We start from the raw sequence: 16,433 nt of genomic DNA, 5'->3' as shown, positions 1-16,433 counted from the left end.
AAATTTGACTCCTAATTAGAAACCCAGACTTGATAGCAGATCATCCACTTCATCTTGGCCAGTCACCACGTCTTCGCGGGTGTCAGCATTTAAGATAGGGCCTTCTGCTTCAATTTTATTATCATCAATGACTCGATCCGAGTCGGCTGCATTTTCGCCAAAGATTGTCAGCATAGACACTAAACTGCTTTCAACTTCGATGACTAAGTCAATAACTCGGCGGATCATTTGGCCAGTCAAATCTTGAAAATCTTGCGCCATCAATATTTGATTGAGCAGTTCTCTTAGTCGATTTGAATCATGTTCGCTATGGGACATGATATGTTGAACGTCATGACACAAGGACTTAAATTCCACTAAGGAAATGTCCCTACGCATCAATTTGTCCCACATTGGCGTGACCGATTGAATGTTATTTATTATTGTATCGGCCAAAGGTAAACATTCTTCAACTGCATCCATGGTTTTATTTGCAGCTTGCTCTGTCATATCAATGACAAAGTTGAGTCTTTCTTTTGCATCGGGTATTTCATGGTTAGCAAGTTCAACCAGACGGGTATCCAATTGAAAGTCATTTAGTGAACTGTGTAACTGACGGGTCAGCTTGCCAACTTCATCAAACAGTTCACGTTGTATTGGCACTGACAGGTCACGAATGACCGCATCAGCTTGCTCTTGTTGTCCATCTTCAAGCAATTTAACAAGTTGCTGGGCTTGCTCAAGATCTATGAGCCCTGATATTGCTGCCTGCATAACTTATCCTTTGCTTAGGCTAAACGTTCAAAGATTTTATCGAGTTTTTCTTTTAACGTTGCTGCGGTAAAAGGTTTAACCACATAGCCATTAACGCCAGCTTGCGCTGCGGCAATAATTTGTTCACGTTTTGCTTCTGCTGTTACCATTAATACTGGCAAGTGTTTTAATGAATCGTCAGCTCTAATGGCTTTTAACAAATCAATCCCTTGCATACCCGGCATATTCCAATCGGTTACGACAAAGTCAAAATCGCTTTTTTGTAACATCGGTAGTGCGGTATTGCCATCATCTGCTTCTTGAGTATTATTAAATCCCAAGTCTCGCAACAAGTTCTTTATGATACGTCTCATTGTTGAAAAATCATCAACAATCAGTATCTTCATATTCTTGTCCAAGGTTTCCTCCGGTGAGCTTAATTCGTTGCTCTTATTAGTAATTATACCTGTGTCCAATGCTTGAGTTTGCCTTTGAGACGCAGCATTGCCTGACTTAAAATCTGGCTAACACGCGACTCGCTGACCTCAAGAACGGCACCGATTTCTTTTAAATTTAACGCTTCGTCATAATATAGCGACAAAACTAGCGCATCTCTTTCGGGTAATGTGGTAATTGCTTGTGCTAATGCCGATTTAAACTGCACTTCGGCTAAAGAATCAAAACTTTCATCCTCAGTTAATTCATCAGACACAATCACATCTTCTGAAACACCTAAGTCTTCAATCCCAATAACTTTTCCTACTGAAACATCGTTTAAAATATGGTGATACTCCTCAAGAGATATTTCCAATTTTTCTGCGATTTCAGTATCTCTGGCATCACGACCTAATTCTTGACCCAGTTCATCGATAACTTGTGCAACACGGCGTTGGTTACGATGTACCGAGCGCGGCACCCAATCACCACGGCGAATTTCGTCGATCATCGAACCACGAATTCGGATCCCAGCAAAGGTTTCAAATTTGGCGCCTTTAGAGCCATCAAACTTTGATGATGCTTCCAGCAGCCCCATCATCCCAGCTTGCAATAAGTCATCAAGTTGTACCGATGCTGGCAGCCTTGCCAACATATGATGTGCAATTCTTTTTACCAGCGGTGCATACTGTTCAACAATTGAGGTTTTATTATCAAACTGAGTATACGCGGCGGCTTTATTCACTCGGTGTATCCTCTTTTACTTCTTTGCGCTGAACAAGACGTTCAACAAAGAACTCTAGATGACCACCAGGCTGCTGTGGCACAGGCCAGCTCATAATTTTATTGGCTAAACCGTGGTAAGCAATGGCTGCTGGTGATTTTGGAAATGCTTCCACAACCAACTTCTGCTTACGTACTGATTTACGTAAATTTTCATCAAATGGCACTGTCGCAACAAGCTCTAAAGCCACATCTAAAAATCTATCGGTTACTTTACTTAACTTGGCGAATAACTCCATGCCTTCTCGCAAACTGCGCACCATATTTGCCACAATTTTGAAGCGGAACACACCGTGCTCACGACTTAATATTTTGATCAGGGCATAGGCATCGGTTATTGATGTCGGTTCATCACAAACTACAATCAATACATCTTGTGAGGCACGGGAAAAACTCAGCACCATATCAGAGATACCCGCTGCGGTATCAACGATTAAAATATCAAACTGGGTTTTCATATCGCTAAAGGCACGAATTAATCCAACATGTTGCGCTTGGGTCAATTCCACCATCGCTTGAGTGCCTGATGTGGCAGGTACAATACCAATGCCTTTCGGGCCTCGAACAATAATGTCGTCTAATTCTGCTTCGCCAGATAATACGTGAGATAAGTTTTTCTCAGCTCGAATACCTAACATCACATCAACGTTGGCGAGTCCTAAATCGGCATCGAGTACTAAAACCCGTTTGCCTTTCTCAGCAAGTGCTACCGCGGTATTAATCGACACACTGGTTTTACCCACGCCGCCTTTACCACCGCTGACTGCAATTACTTTTACTTTATCGTTATTTGGTTGATTCATCATACGTAAACCACTTGCTTGATCTCGGGTCATATCTTTACTCGAATGCATAGGCCATGTCATTTGACCACGCAGTGTCAGGTGACGTTTGAGGTTTTGTTTCGTTAAGTGCTGCTAACGCTTGTCTTGCTAATGAAAGCGTATCGGCAACCTGCATATCTTCTGGAACACGTTGCCCATCAGTAACATAACTTAGTGGCAACCCATTTTGGATTAATACACTTAATGCGCCAGCAATAGATACTGACTCATCTAATTTTGTCAGTATACACCCAGATAACGGGATTCTTTTAAAATGTTCTACGGCATCGAGTAACACTCTTCGTTGAGAGGTTGCCGACATCACCAAATAACTACGAATGGGTATTCTGGTGTTTGCCATCAAATCATCTAACTGCTGATAAAGGCGTAAATCTCGTTGCCCCATACCCGCAGTGTCAATCAATACTAACTTACGATTCTTAAACTGATAAAGAATTTGTTCTAATTCAGTTAAATCATGTGCTTGTTTAACTGGACAGCCCATTATTTTGCCATAAGTTGCCAATTGCTCAAAGGCTCCAATACGATAATGATCTGTGGTAATTAACGCAACTTGTTCTGGGCCATGATGAGCGGCAAATCTGGCAGCAATTTTAGCCAATGAAGTGGTTTTGCCGACACCAGTTGGACCGACAAATGCGACTACGCCACCAGTGCGCACAATATCGTCACCTTGGTTATCGAGCAGGTTGGCCAAACTTTGGGGTAAGGCTCTGACTAAATCGGCGGGAGAAAACTGCTGACTTAGGCTGGATAACTTGGCAGCGACAGCAGGCGAGAACTCTGCGGCAATTAATTTACTTTCAAGCATCGCGCCCACAGGATCGGTGCGTTTTTTCTGTTCTTTCATTAATGAAGAAACTTGATGAGTTAGCAAACCACGCAGTGACGCCATCTCTTCGCGCATTGCTTCCATTTCAGCTGAATGACCTTTATTTGGAGATCTAGACGGCTCAATGTGTTGCTGATGCTGTCTTGGTTCTTTAGCTGCAGGTTTGCTTGCTTCTAACTGTTTAGCCCAATCTGGTAATTCCGGCTCTTCATGTTGCTGGGAAATTTGTTGCTGCAGGCGGCTATGCTGCTTTTCTAATAACGCCTGTAATGAATCAGCTACTGGCGGTGGGCTGACTTTAGTGTGTGCTTTAATAGCAGGTTTATTAGCACCAATTGACACACGGTCTTCAGTCACATTCATAAAGGCAGCAACGGGCGATTTTACTGCAACATCAACTTTAGGCTCATCGTAGTCAACTGCTGCAACAATTTCGATGCCACCAGTTACTTTCTTATTCGACATGATCACCGCGTCAGAGCCCAAAGTCTCTTTGACTTGAGCTAATGCTGAGCGCATATCCTTGGCAAAAAATCGTTTAATTTTCACTACGTACCTCTTTCAAACTGAAAGTCATTGCTATTGCCCAACTGCAGATACTATGCGTATTTGCTTTTCATCGGGTATTTCTTGGTAAGAAATAACCCGTAAATTAGGAATGGTGTATTTCACAAACCGCGACAAAGTTGACCTAAGCATGCCTGATGTCAATAAAATGGCTGGTTGACCGACCATTTCTTGCTTCTGAGAAGCATCTAATAATGACTTCTGCATACGTTCTGCAAGGCCTGGCTCAATATTGGGCCCTTCACCGCCGGTTGCCTGCATAGACTTGTGCAACATCTGTTCCAACTCTGGCGCCAATGTTATGACAGGGATTTCCAATTCGGGCCCAGAGATCTCTTGCACTATCATTCGTTTCAAGGCAATACGTACTGCAGCGGTTAACACTTCAGTATCATTACTTTTGCTGCCGTATTCTAACAGTGTTTGCACGATTGTGCGCAAGTCTCGGATAGAAACTCCTTCATTAAGAAGGTTTTGCATCACTTTTACCACTGAACCTAGCGGCATAACGTCTGGTATAAAGCCATCCACTAACTTCGGCGAGTTTTTCGATAGCATATCCATTAACTGCTGCACTTCTTCATAGCCCAATAATTTAGCCGCATTATTGGTCAGTAACTGGCTTATATGAGTAGCAACAACAGTCGCGGTATCAACCACGGTATAACCTAATGTTTGCGCATGTTCACGTTGCGCTGGAGCTATCCAAACGGCTTCTAAACCAAAAGCTGGATCTTTGGTCTCTATGCCATCAAGCTTGCCGTAAACCTGACCTGGATTAATCGCTAACTCGCAATCATGTCTTACTTCTGCTTCGCCAACTACCACGCCCATTAAGGATATTTGATAGCAGTTGGGGGATAAATCTAAGTTGTCACGAATATGCACTGCCGGTACCAAAAAGCCCAATTCCTGCGATAATTTTTTACGTACCCCTTTAATTCGACTGAGTAACTCGCCGCCTTGACCTTTATCTACCAGCGGAATAAGTCGATAGCCCACTTCAAGGCCAATGGTGTCTACATGATGTACATCTTCCCAGCTTAGCTCTTTGGGCTCAGCCTCTTTGACATCGCTTGGGCCTTTAACTGCTTTTTCTAGCGCAAGGGTTTTATTGTCGTTATTGCGTTTATAAATAAAGTAAGCTGCGCCTGCGGTAATAAATGCAAACGTTAAAAACGCGAAATGTGGCATACCAGGTACAACACCCATAACAAAAAGCACGGCTGATGCAATGGCCATAGACTTAGGACTATGGAACATTTGGCTGATCATCATCCCGCCCATATCGCCAGACTCATTTTGGCGCGTCACCATCAAGGCGGCGGCGATAGATAAAAGCAATCCGGGTATTTGCGCCACCAAACCATCACCAATGGTCAGTAAGGTATAAATCTCCACCGCGCTTGAAAAATCCAAGCCGTGCTGCACCATGCCGATGACAAAACCGCCAAGGATATTAATCACCAGAATCATAATCCCAGCAATAGCATCCCCTTTCACAAATTTTGACGCACCGTCCATCGCGCCATAAAAGTCAGCTTCTTTCGTCACTTCAGCACGGCGAATACGTGCCTGATCTTGAGTTAATGTGCCGGCATTTAAATCGGCATCAATGGCCATCTGTTTACCCGGCATGGCGTCCAAGGTAAAACGCGCGCTCACTTCTGAAATACGCCCCGCACCTTTGGTTACTACGGCAAAGTTGATGATGATCAGGATTAAAAACACCACTAAACCCACAGCATAGTTACCGCCAATCACCACCGAACCAAAGGCTTCAATCACTTTACCCGCGGAGTCACCACCGTTATGCCCCTCAAGTAACACTATTCGTGTTGAGGCCACATTCAATGCTAAGCGTAATAAGGTGGCCACCAGTAAAACAGTCGGAAATGCGGCAAAATCTAGTGGGCGATCACTATAAATAGCGACAAGTAACACGATTAAAGCGAGGGAAATGTTAAAGGAGAATAGAATATCAAGCAGAAATGGCGGCATCGGCAATACCACCATACCTAATGCAGCCAGCACCAATAAAGGGGTACCAATACCTTTGAATGTGCTAAATCGTATTTGCTTTGCTTGACCTAGCGCTGTCTTTACATCCATTAACCGTAAACCCTTTCGTAATATTTTTGACGCTGACATCAGCGAAATGCAATTACTAAGCCAAGCTATTAGTTAATAGCAGCTGTTGCGGTTTGAGTGCCTAAAAACACCGCAGCTAATGTTTTAAATCATCCGGAATAGGTTGATTGAGCGGAATAGGTTTTGGACGTTTACCGCGACCCTTTTGGTATTGTTTTAACTGAAATACGTAAGCTAAGATTTGTGCAATGGCGGTAAATAGTCCTTCCGGTACCTGTTGGTCAATTTTAGTTGTATGATATATGGCTCTGGCTAGCGGCGGCGCTGATACAATTGGCACTTCGTGCTCTCGGGCTATTTCGCGAATTTTAAAGGCCACATCATCAACCCCTTTTGCCACTAAAAATGGCGCAGATGAACGACTGGCATCATATTTTACTGCCACAGCGTAATGCTCTGGGTTAACCACAATCACATCGGCATTGGGCACTTCAGACATCATGCGTTTATTGGCCATCTCATGCTGCAATTGCCTAATACGGCCTTTTACTTCAGGCTTACCTTCAGAGTCTTTATACTCGTCTTTAACTTCTTGTTTGGTCATTTTAAGCTGTTTATTGTGGTTCCATATTTGAAATGGCACATCAATCACCACAATCAATAGCATTGATGAACACAATAAAATAAACATCCATACCAATAGATCCAGCGCGTGGTAAATATTTCCCGGTAAATGACCCATAGATAAGGTCAAAATATCGTAAAAATAAAACGACAATAAAAAATACGCCGATATTGCCACCACCAAAAATTTAGCAATACCTTTAGTTAGTTCAACTAAGGCCTGGGTGCCAAACATTCTTTTAAAGCCTTTAGCAGGGTTCATTTTACTGCCCTTAGGCATAAAAGCTTTAACCGAAAAAGTAATACCGCCTAAGACAATATTGCCAAGAAAGGCAATAAAGGCGAGAAAAGCAATGAAACTGAATAATGGCCAAGCAAGCTCAGCGCCAATAACCCCCCAAACTAGGAACATAGAGTTGGTGTCATAGATCTGATCCCGCTCCATGGTGAGCATTTGCGTCATCACGCTGTGTAAGCTGCGCGCCAGATCTTGGCCAACAAACGCAAACCCCACAGCAGATGCTAATAATACTGCTGCGGTTCCTAACTCTTTAGAGCGGGCGACCTGACCTTTTTCACGGGACTGTTCCAGTCGCTTGGCGGTGGGGTCCTCGGTGCGTTCTTGACCGGTATCTTCTGCCATCTTGTCCCTACTGGCTTATGGAACCGTCAATGTGACAGGTCAGTTGTAAAATATCACACATCAGCAGCTGGGCTTGCAGCCACACCTGATCAAAATGAGACATGATAGGGCCTAGGGTCAGCCAGAGAATAAATAAGCCACTGACCATAGTCACTGGAAAACCGATGGCAAAAATATTCAACTGCGGTGAAGCCCGGGTCATTACTCCAAACGAGAGGTTAATAAGCAATAATGCCACAATCGCTGATATTGACATGGTTAACGCCGCGCCAAACATATAACTGCCAAACTCGGTAAGTTTTTTATAATTGGCAATGCTAAAGCCTTCGGTTGAAACCGGAATGGTTTCAAAGCTGGCCACCAGCATTTTAAACATCAATAAATGACCATCTACACTTAAAAAAATCAAGGTCGCCAGCAATAAAAAGAAGTTACCCACTACCGGGGTTTGCTCACCGGAACCTGGGTCCACCATGGAAGCGAAGCCTAAACTGGTTTGCATACCAATAATTTGCCCTGTTAATACAAAAGTTTGCATCACTAAAATGGTCACAAAACCAATAGCTGTGCCCACTAAAATCTGCTGAGCTGAAACAAATACTGCAGTTAATGAAAATAGCTCCACATATGCTGTTTTTGGCAGTACCGGCGCAACGGCAATGGTGATGGCCATCGCCAATAATAAGCGGATCCGCGACGGAGTCGTATTGGCGCCAAAGACCGTCATTACCATTAGCATTGAAGAAATACGAAACAGCGGCCAAATATAGGCGGCAATGGTTTGGCTAATTTCCTCGAACAGAATATCCAATGACCTAACCTATAACCTGCGGGATCATATCCACCATATTATAGAAAAAATCCATCATGGTTTGCACCAGCCAATGGCCTAAAAACATCAGTGAAAACAGGGTCATTAATAGACGCGGTAAGAAACTTAAGGTTTGTTCATTAATGGAGGTGGCAGCCTGAAACACCGCCACAATCAAACCGACAAATAAACCCGGTAAGATAATAGCCGAGACAATGAGCACGATAACGGACAGCGCCTCACGAAAAATATCAATCAATGACTCTGGTGACATTAGCCCTGCTCCCTAAACCTAAGTGCCGAAACTACTGGCCAAGGTGCCCAGTACTAAGCCCCAACCATCAACCAAAACAAACAGCATGATTTTAAAGGGCAAGGACACAATCATCGGCGACAACATCATCATACCCATTGCCATCAAAATACTGGCGACCACCAAATCCAATACCAAAAATGGCACAAATAACATAAAGCCAATTTGAAAAGCGGTTTTAAGCTCACTGGTGATAAACGCTGGTATCAAAACGCTCATCGGTGCCAGCTCAGGGGAAGTGATATCGGTATAACCTGAAATTTCGACAAAGGTTTCTAAATCTGTGGTTCTGACTTGCGCCAACATAAACTGCCTTAAGGGCTCTTTACCCACTTCAAAGGCTTGCTGCATTGTCAGAGTTTCATTCATGTAAGGTTTTACCGCTTCAGCATGAATTTTATCAAATACTGGCGCCATGATAAAAAAGGTCATGAACATGGTAATGCCAATGAGCACCTGATTTGATGGGGTTTGCTGCAAACCTAATGCTTGGCGCAAAATTGATAGCACCACGATGATGCGGGTAAATGAGGTCAGCATTATTACCATTGCTGGAATAAAGCTCATGGCCGTCATTAGCAGTAAAATCTGCATAGTGACTGAATATTCGGTACTGCCGTCAGCCCCTGCAGTCACTGTCACTGCTTTTAGTAAGCCATCTTCTGCAAAACTAACTGGCGTGAACATTAATCCAGCCAACAAAGCCAGCACTATCCATCTTTTCATTATTGCAGATCCTTGGCCTTGACTGTTGCTTGCGCTTTGGCTTGCTTGAGACGAGTGGCAAAACTAGTGCTTTCTATTTCAACGTTTGTGTCTAGCTTATCAATAAGGTTAACTTGCTGTGAGGTCACCCCTAACAGATATTGCTGACCTTCAAGCTCAACCAGAACCAGCTTTTCTTTTTGACCAAGTGGCGTCATGGCAATGGTTTTTATCACCCCTTGATTTGACTGCACTAAGTTTAATTTTTTGACAATAAATGCCAGTAAAAAGATGATGGCGATAACGAGAATAAGCCCGCCCACCATGCTTGAAAGCGCAGCCACATTTGATGTTTCTGGGGCTTTAGACACGGTTGTGGCAACTGCGGTTGTTGCCGTGTCAGTAAGCGCAGAGCTAGCTAACGCTAGCGAGGAGAACACATTCAACACAGGGTTAAATCCTTAATGCTTGTTCGATTACTTTAACTTCTTAATGCGTTCTGTTTGGCTAATCACATCTGTCAGACGAATACCAAACTTGTCATTCACCACAACCACTTCGCCATGAGCGATAAGCGTGCCATTTACCATCACATCAAGGGGCTCACCCGCCACCCGATCTAGCTCGACCACCGAACCTTGGTTCAGTTGCAGCAAGTTACGAATACTAATAAAACTGCGACCGACTTCCATCGAAATCGTTACCGGTATATCCATAATGGCATCGAGCTTTTCAGCTTGATCATGCGAGATTGGCGCGGCTTCATCTACCAGTTCATCAAGGGCGACTTGTTCAGCTTCTTTTGCTTCTTCAAGTGCCTGCTCTGCCATTGCTGCAGCCCAATCATCGGTATCACTCATTTATTTCACCTTAAAATTCTGACATGTTATCCGTTAAACATTCACGGACAATAATTATTAAATCTATAAATTATTATTAATTTCAGCATCTTGTTTAAAAAAACTTTTTAAAAAAGATTGTTAAAATAAAACTTTTTTTGAAATAAGCCTGTCTATAGCACAGTAAGATCGCGGGCTTTGCCTTTACGAGTAATTAGCTGTAATTCTGATTTCGCCGTTTCAGGTCTTGGAATAACTTCGCTAATTTTTAATGCCAGATTTTCGCGGGATTGACCTAGCTTACAGCGGTAAGTCGGTAAGTCCTCAACTCGCATCATCACATGCTCAGGCAGCTCAATAGGAATAATATCCCCAGCTTTAAAGCCCATCACATCTCTTAATGTCACTTCATGCTCAATGATGTTGGCATCAATCCCTACTTGCACATCCATGATCTCATCACGCAATGCTTGTCCCCAACGCATATCAGTATCTTGTTTATCACTTTGAACACCGGCATCAAGCAGCTCACGAATAGGCTCGATCATCGAATATGGCATGGTGATATGAAAATCACCGCCGCCGCCATCCACTTCAATATGAAAAGAGTTAATGACCACCACTTCTGTTGGGCTAACAATATTGGCCATGGCAGGGTTGACCTCTGAGTCTAAATACTCAAACTCAACATCCATTACTGGTGCCCAGGCATCTTTATAATCTTCAAAAATGATTTTCAATAGCAGCTGGACGATACGACGCTCTGTGGGAGTAAACTCACGCCCTTCAATTTTTGCATGAAAGCGGCCATCACCACCAAAAAAGTTATCCACCAAAATGAAGACTAACCTTGCTTCCATGGTGATAAGCGCCGTGCCTTTTAACGGACTAAAGCGCACCATATTCAGGCTGGTTGGTACGAATAGGGTATGAACGTACTCACCAAACTTAAGCATTTGCACGCCGTTAATAGACACTTCAGCAGCACGGCGCATCATGTTAAACATGCTGATGCGTAAGTGACGAGCAAAACGTTCATTTACAATTTCAAGGGTTGGCATTCGCCCACGAACAATGCGATCTTGAGAGGAGAAATCATATGCTCTGGTTTCATCAGTATCATAAATATCATCTTCATCAACATCGTCGACGCCATGGAGTAGCGCATCAATTTCGTCTTGGCTTAATAAATCACTCACATCATCACCTTGGATTTTTCATGGCGTTATTGCATTACAAAACCAGTAAAAAGTACTCTTTCAACGACTTTTTGGCCGGTTATGGGTTGCAATGTATTTTGAACATTTAATAGGGCTAATTGGCGTAATTCATCTTTACCCGCTTGGGTACTTAGCTTTTGTACATCTGCTGCGCTAAATGTGTTTAAAAGCGCATGTTCAATTAAAGGAATGTGCATTTTTGCAGTAACGCCGTCATCGCCTCGCACCATTAACTGCACTTTTATTTCAACTAAACGTGAACGATTAGCACCCGCTAGATTGAATAAAAATGGTCTTGGCATACCCACATAATTTGCCTTACCAGTAGCAGCATCAGTTACTACAGTTGCAGTACTTATGTCAGTTGCAGGTGAGTTTGCAGTCGCTTTCGCATTGTCGCCAATAAAAAACAGCACTGTCACAGCAATGCCTGCCAGCAGCAACATGCCAACCACCAAAAAAATAATCATTTTATTGATACTTTTTGGTGGGTTCTGGGTAGTTAATTCTAAAGAAGCTTCTTCTGGCATAAATGATTCCATCACGCTATTGTTATTATTGTGTTAACTAAGTTTCAGCTTAGTTTTTGATTTTGCGATCATTAACCCATAGGTTACCGACTTAAGCGTAATAATCTATAGCTGAACTGCCACTCATGGCATGTTTTGTGACTATCTCAAGTTCTTGTGCTGAAATTTCATCCAAAAGCCTGTCATTACTAGCACTCGACTCATCATAATCAGCGTTTTTCTGCTGTTCGCCGTCTTGAGAAACATGACTGTCAGCCAATTGCAGCCCTTCTTCTGCTAGCATTTCCCGAAGCCGCGGAATAGCTTGCTCCAATAGGTCTCGGGTTTGTGTCTGCGCCACTTGAAATTGCACTTGGGTTTGATCGCCATTAACTTGAACTCTGACCACCATATGGCCAAGCTCTGCCGGATCTAATCGAATTTCCGCATGTTGAATGCCCTGTCCTACCATCGTCATGAGTTGTTGCTTCATCACAGGGGCGAACTTTTGGATCATCTCCTGCATTTGCCCTACCGACTCAGATCCTTGGCGTAACGATAATTGAAATTGCGGCACATCACTTTTATGCACTGACGTTAAGCTACTTTGATTTTGTATCGCCTTGAGATCCACAGATTCTGCATCAAGAGTAAACTCACCAGCGCTAAGGGCAATGGCATTATTTGCTAGGGCATTACTACTAGGACTATTGGCAGAGGAAGGAATAGCAGACTTATCCATGGATACCGAGAACTCAGCTTTACTCAGGTTAACCCCAGATTCCTTTGAGGTTATTTTGCCTTCAATACTGTCAGGAGCGCCTAAAGTTTTGTTTGCATCAACTAAGCCTTTGTTTACATCAACTAGGTTTTTGTTTACATCAACAGCAGCGCTATTGTTATCCATTATGTTTTTATGAATTGAACTAAAGCCACTGCTAAGTGCAAGGGCTGGTTTTTCAGCATTATCTATGGCGCTGGTTGTTGCTAACTCAATCAAAGGGAGTAAGGCTCCACCTTGGATGGGAGTTTGCTGGTTAAAGTCAGTGATCAGCTGATTTAACTCCTTGACTGATAATGCTGACAACTCAGCTGCAGACATTGCACTAAATTCAGATAAATTTTGTAGTTGCTCAGCTGAATAGTCACTTAAAAATTCTGTAGTTGAACTGTCGCTATCTGCTGCCATAGCATCTATTTGGGGCATTGAAATCGCTTCAGCTAAGTTACCTAAAGCCTCTTGTGACAGTTCAGCTGAATCGGCCTCAATAGCCAGCGGCAATATGTTGCCACCAGTTGGTTGGCTATTGGTTTCAAAATTTTCTGCTAAGTCAATTTGAGCAAAGATTAAAGCAATATCGGTTTCTGCAGCAATATGCTCTTGTGAGGCATTGTCATCCACCAGATTGATATCTGAGTTATTTTCAGAAGCTTGCTCAGTGTTACCCTGCATCTCATCAGTTTGAGAAACTTGATTAAGCGCCGACAAAAAAGATGGGCTATCAGTACCTTGCGGCGTCTCTCCCGTTGGGGAATTCGCCATTTTATTGCAATTTCCAAGTAAAATATTACTCACTTGCTGCATAACAAACTCCGAGTTAATAACACCGAAAACCTATTGGTGCTATAAAATTATGAAAGTCACATTGCTGACGCTTTTATTATTAATAACGAACCAAGCAATAAGAGTGCCAGAATAAAAATTAATTAGGCTAAAAACGGATAAGGGAATTTAACGCGGGGTTTTACGAATAAACTGCTGCATCGCAAATTCATCTGAGGCTTTTTGCTCTTGTTTATTGGCTATTTGCTGAGCTTTTTGATCATTTTTAGCTAACAACAATTCAACCGCTTTACGCTTTTGTTGCTTTTGCTGCCAATTAACTTGTCGATGTTGGGTCTGATTTTGTGCTTCTTTAACGGTATTAACTTGCTGCACTAGTGCTTGGTCAATTTGCTTAATAAATTCATGAAAAGAATGATATTCACTGGCACTTAGCGTTTTGCCTTGATTTTCATTCATTTGCTTCATGTACTCGAGACGATAATTATTTAACGCCTCTAATTGCCCCTCACATTTTTGTAGTTCTAATTGTGCAGATTTAAGCTGTAAAGCCGCCTGTTCTTCTGCTTCTTTATTGAGTTTAAGCACTGTAATTAATGGATCAGCCCGGCGCATTATTTACACTGAGCAGCAATCTGCCCAACCATGGTTTGACTGTTATCAAAGGAAATAACATCTTTAAATCCTTGGCGTAAAAATGCATTCATCGCTGGTTGTAACCGAATAGCGTTATCAATGCGTGGATCGCTGCCTTGGGAATAAGCCCCAATTGAAATTAAGTCTCTGTTTTGCTGATAAAGTGAATACATCTGTTTAACCAGACGCATGGACTCTAAATGCTCAGTGCTAATCACCATAGGTGCGACGCGGCTAATGGACTGCTCAATATCAATCGCGGGGTAATGGCCAGAATCTGCCAGCGTTCTTGATAACACAATATGACCATCTAAAATCGCCCGTGACGCATCGGCAATGGGATCTTGTTGATCATCACCTTCGGTAAGCACGGTATAAAATGCGGTAATCGAACCTTGACCTGGGCCGCCGTTACCTGCCCGTTCGACCAAGCGGGGTAATTTAGCAAACACCGATGGCGGATAACCTTTGGTCGCCGGAGGCTCACCCACTGCCAAGGCTACTTCACGCTGGGCTTGGGCGTAACGGGTTAAACTGTCCATCAATAACAATACGTTATAGCCAAGGTCTCTAAAATACTCCGCAATACGTGTTGAGGTTTCACAGGCGCGTAATCGCATCAATGGTGAAGTATCAGCAGGTGCTGCGACCACCACAGATCTGGCTCGGCCTTCTGGGCCTAAAATCTCTTCAATAAACTCTTTTACTTCACGGCCACGTTCACCCACCAGCCCCACCACAATAATGTCAGCAGTGGTGCCGCGAGTCATCATGCCTAACAGCACACTTTTACCCACACCAGAGCCGGCAAACAGGCCCATCCGCTGGCCTTTACCTACGGTCAACATGGCATTAATGGCTCTAACCCCCACATCTAATGGTTCGGTAATCGCGCGGCGCGATAAAGGGTTAATGGGCGGCGCATGACGCGAGGCATGTTGCTCAGTATTTAATGGTCCAAGGCCATCAAGGGGTAAACCACTACCGTCTAAAACTCTACCAAGTAAACTTAAGCCGACATTTAACCCTGACTGCTCACCTAAAGGCTGCACTCTTGCTCCCGGTAACACCCCTCTTAATTCATCTACGGGCATGAGATAAAGTAATTCATCATCAAATCCAACGACTTCAGCCACTAGCTCACCGGCCATGGTTTCGATAGAGCATAAACTGCCGACAGGGGCTCTACAGCCGGTAGCTTCGAGGGTTAAGCCAACAACCCTAACCAGCTGACCACTGGCCACAGGCCGAATGGGGGTGACTTTATTACTATGAAGTTTAAATTTATTTAGTAACTGATGTTGGCGATTTAGCATCATCTACCTCATCAACAAGGTGTAAACCCTCTTCATGTACGACAGAAGAAACATTGTCATCAGTGAGTTGATCCCGCTTTGCTCCCACCACCTTAAGGCTACATTCGCTAGCATCCTCGGCAATGCTAGTGGTGTAGTTACTTGAATCTGACTTAATCGTTTGCACATTGGCCTGAATCGCTGCGACCTGTTGCTGCAAGCCACTAAGAGCTTGACTCATACGCGCTTCAACTCGTAAGTCGACACTGGAGCGCTCGCTGTGAATGATGCAGTCACCGTTTTTAAGAGATGGATCAACTTCAATTTCCCAACGATTCTTAGCTAATTGCGCTTCACTGTATAATTGATTAACAAGTGCAGCATCATCTGGGCTAAACCTCAGAGTGACTTGTTGTTTTTTAATCGGTAACGAATCTACCCCTTGACGCAGTACAGATATAATATGTTCAGGATGAGTTTGTAATTCATTACCGACGATGGATTTGGTCAGATTAATGGATAGCTGTAATAGCTCAGCTTCAATTTCAGCATCAAGCACTAATAAGGGTTGCTCAAATTGCTCAACTAAGCCAGATAAACGCTCAAGCATCTCATTAGCTTTGGCTAAACCCACTTCATAACCTTGTTGTTCTCCTTGGCTAAAGCCTTCAGCGTGACCTTGCTCTAAACCTTCAAGCCGACCTTGCTCCGTGCCTTTCGCTAGCCCATCAAGCTGGCCTTGCTCAAAACCTTCTTGTTCAGCTTCAACTCGAATTTGCTCTATTTCAGCCATGGTAGGCGGTAAAAGGGGCTTGTCTTCAGCAACAGGCTGGGGATTTTGACGTCCTAGTTGGCCAAATAAATTTGAGCCAGTGTCAGTTTTTTGTTGGGAAACATCCGGTAATTGCCAATGGCTAAAATCTTCATCAACTTCTGTTAGGTTATTATTGTTATTAGCTTTAGTCATGATTGCTCTGGTTGTACCTCGT

The 16,433-nt window shown here is 43.4% G+C and carries 18 protein-coding genes; all 18 read right to left on the bottom strand.

All coding sequences use genetic code 11. The annotated features are described in order from the left end of the window. Positions 1-15: 15 nt before the first annotated feature. Positions 16-753, bottom strand: coding sequence for a protein phosphatase CheZ (locus BCU57_RS02065; protein WP_102439501.1), 738 nt, complete (start codon positions 751-753; stop codon positions 16-18). A 14-nt stretch (positions 754-767) separates the two neighbouring features. Further along, the gene (gene cheY, locus BCU57_RS02060) at positions 768-1,151 is read right to left on the bottom strand and encodes a chemotaxis response regulator CheY (protein WP_076540257.1); all 384 of its coding nucleotides are present in this window, start codon (positions 1,149-1,151) and stop codon (positions 768-770) included. A gap of 41 nt (positions 1,152-1,192) precedes the next feature. Beyond that, entirely contained in the window at positions 1,193-1,912 is a 720-nt protein-coding gene (locus BCU57_RS02055) for an RNA polymerase sigma factor FliA (protein ID WP_102439500.1), read from the bottom strand. Beyond that, positions 1,905-2,786, bottom strand: coding sequence for a MinD/ParA family protein (locus BCU57_RS02050; protein WP_076540438.1), 882 nt, complete (start codon positions 2,784-2,786; stop codon positions 1,905-1,907). Before BCU57_RS02050 ends, BCU57_RS02055 begins: the two co-directional genes overlap by 8 nt. A gap of 4 nt (positions 2,787-2,790) precedes the next feature. After that, positions 2,791-4,176, bottom strand: coding sequence for a flagellar biosynthesis protein FlhF (gene flhF / locus BCU57_RS02045; protein WP_102439499.1), 1,386 nt, complete (start codon positions 4,174-4,176; stop codon positions 2,791-2,793). Positions 4,177-4,206: 30 nt separating this feature from the next. Further along, positions 4,207-6,306, bottom strand: a complete 2,100-nt coding sequence (gene flhA / locus BCU57_RS02040; protein WP_102439498.1) for a flagellar biosynthesis protein FlhA — start codon at positions 6,304-6,306, stop codon at positions 4,207-4,209. Positions 6,307-6,421: 115 nt separating this feature from the next. Beyond that, a complete protein-coding gene (gene flhB, locus BCU57_RS02035; RefSeq protein ID WP_102439497.1) occupies positions 6,422-7,552 on the bottom strand; it encodes a flagellar biosynthesis protein FlhB in 1,131 nt (376 codons plus the stop codon). Between the two features lie 7 nt (positions 7,553-7,559). Next, positions 7,560-8,363 carry a flagellar biosynthetic protein FliR gene (gene fliR / locus BCU57_RS02030; RefSeq protein WP_102439496.1) on the bottom strand — a complete coding sequence of 268 codons (804 nt, stop codon included), beginning with the start codon at positions 8,361-8,363 and terminating at the stop codon, positions 7,560-7,562. Positions 8,364-8,367: 4 nt separating this feature from the next. Then, positions 8,368-8,637 carry a flagellar biosynthesis protein FliQ gene (gene fliQ / locus BCU57_RS02025; RefSeq protein WP_076540242.1) on the bottom strand — a complete coding sequence of 90 codons (270 nt, stop codon included), beginning with the start codon at positions 8,635-8,637 and terminating at the stop codon, positions 8,368-8,370. 18 nt (positions 8,638-8,655) lie between these two features. Further along, a complete protein-coding gene (gene fliP / locus BCU57_RS02020; protein ID WP_102439495.1) occupies positions 8,656-9,402 on the bottom strand; it encodes a flagellar type III secretion system pore protein FliP in 747 nt (248 codons plus the stop codon). Next, positions 9,402-9,830: a flagellar biosynthetic protein FliO gene (gene fliO, locus BCU57_RS02015; protein ID WP_372000991.1), complete on the bottom strand. Its 429-nt coding sequence runs from the start codon at positions 9,828-9,830 to the stop codon at positions 9,402-9,404. The genes fliP and fliO overlap by 1 nt, the downstream gene beginning before the upstream one ends. A gap of 27 nt (positions 9,831-9,857) precedes the next feature. After that, positions 9,858-10,241, bottom strand: coding sequence for a flagellar motor switch protein FliN (gene fliN, locus BCU57_RS02010; protein WP_076540237.1), 384 nt, complete (start codon positions 10,239-10,241; stop codon positions 9,858-9,860). A 152-nt stretch (positions 10,242-10,393) separates the two neighbouring features. Continuing rightward, entirely contained in the window at positions 10,394-11,419 is a 1,026-nt protein-coding gene (fliM, locus tag BCU57_RS02005; RefSeq protein WP_102439494.1) for a flagellar motor switch protein FliM, read from the bottom strand. A gap of 26 nt (positions 11,420-11,445) precedes the next feature. Beyond that, positions 11,446-11,970 carry a flagellar basal body-associated protein FliL gene (fliL, locus tag BCU57_RS02000; RefSeq protein WP_102439493.1) on the bottom strand — a complete coding sequence of 175 codons (525 nt, stop codon included), beginning with the start codon at positions 11,968-11,970 and terminating at the stop codon, positions 11,446-11,448. A 91-nt stretch (positions 11,971-12,061) separates the two neighbouring features. Continuing rightward, complete coding sequence (locus BCU57_RS01995; protein ID WP_102439492.1) at positions 12,062-13,534, bottom strand: flagellar hook-length control protein FliK; 1,473 nt, start codon at positions 13,532-13,534, stop codon at positions 12,062-12,064. A 147-nt stretch (positions 13,535-13,681) separates the two neighbouring features. After that, positions 13,682-14,128: a flagellar export protein FliJ gene (fliJ, locus tag BCU57_RS01990; protein ID WP_102439491.1), complete on the bottom strand. Its 447-nt coding sequence runs from the start codon at positions 14,126-14,128 to the stop codon at positions 13,682-13,684. After that, a complete protein-coding gene (gene fliI / locus BCU57_RS01985) occupies positions 14,128-15,465 on the bottom strand; it encodes a flagellar protein export ATPase FliI (protein WP_102439490.1) in 1,338 nt (445 codons plus the stop codon). The genes fliJ and fliI overlap by 1 nt, the downstream gene beginning before the upstream one ends. After that, a complete protein-coding gene (gene fliH, locus BCU57_RS01980; protein ID WP_102439489.1) occupies positions 15,434-16,411 on the bottom strand; it encodes a flagellar assembly protein FliH in 978 nt (325 codons plus the stop codon). Before fliH ends, fliI begins: the two co-directional genes overlap by 32 nt. Positions 16,412-16,433: the final 22 nt, after the last annotated feature.

This window comes from Shewanella sp. 10N.286.48.B5 (genome assembly GCF_002874355.2).
In the GTDB taxonomy this organism is placed as follows: domain Bacteria; phylum Pseudomonadota; class Gammaproteobacteria; order Enterobacterales; family Shewanellaceae; genus Shewanella.
This window is presented reverse-complemented; position numbering and strand designations above follow the sequence as displayed.

Excerpts from the sequence above, each read along its gene's own strand:
- flhB (WP_102439497.1), bottom strand. The coding sequence starts at position 7,552 with ATGGCAGAAGATACCGGTCAAGAACGCACCGAGGACCCCACCGCCAAG.
- fliQ (WP_076540242.1), bottom strand. The coding sequence starts at position 8,637 with ATGTCACCAGAGTCATTGATTGATATTTTTCGTGAGGCGCTGTCCGTT.
- flhA (WP_102439498.1), bottom strand. The coding sequence starts at position 6,306 with ATGGATGTAAAGACAGCGCTAGGTCAAGCAAAGCAAATACGATTTAGC.
- fliI (WP_102439490.1), bottom strand. The coding sequence starts at position 15,465 with ATGCTAAATCGCCAACATCAGTTACTAAATAAATTTAAACTTCATAGT.
- fliH (WP_102439489.1), bottom strand. The coding sequence starts at position 16,411 with ATGACTAAAGCTAATAACAATAATAACCTAACAGAAGTTGATGAAGAT.
- BCU57_RS01995 (WP_102439492.1), bottom strand. The coding sequence starts at position 13,534 with ATGCAGCAAGTGAGTAATATTTTACTTGGAAATTGCAATAAAATGGCG.
- BCU57_RS02065 (WP_102439501.1), bottom strand. The coding sequence starts at position 753 with ATGCAGGCAGCAATATCAGGGCTCATAGATCTTGAGCAAGCCCAGCAA.
- fliN (WP_076540237.1), bottom strand. The coding sequence starts at position 10,241 with ATGAGTGATACCGATGATTGGGCTGCAGCAATGGCAGAGCAGGCACTT.
- fliL (WP_102439493.1), bottom strand. The coding sequence starts at position 11,970 with ATGCCAGAAGAAGCTTCTTTAGAATTAACTACCCAGAACCCACCAAAA.
- BCU57_RS02050 (WP_076540438.1), bottom strand. The coding sequence starts at position 2,786 with ATGACCCGAGATCAAGCAAGTGGTTTACGTATGATGAATCAACCAAAT.
- fliJ (WP_102439491.1), bottom strand. The coding sequence starts at position 14,128 with ATGCGCCGGGCTGATCCATTAATTACAGTGCTTAAACTCAATAAAGAA.
- fliP (WP_102439495.1), bottom strand. The coding sequence starts at position 9,402 with ATGAAAAGATGGATAGTGCTGGCTTTGTTGGCTGGATTAATGTTCACG.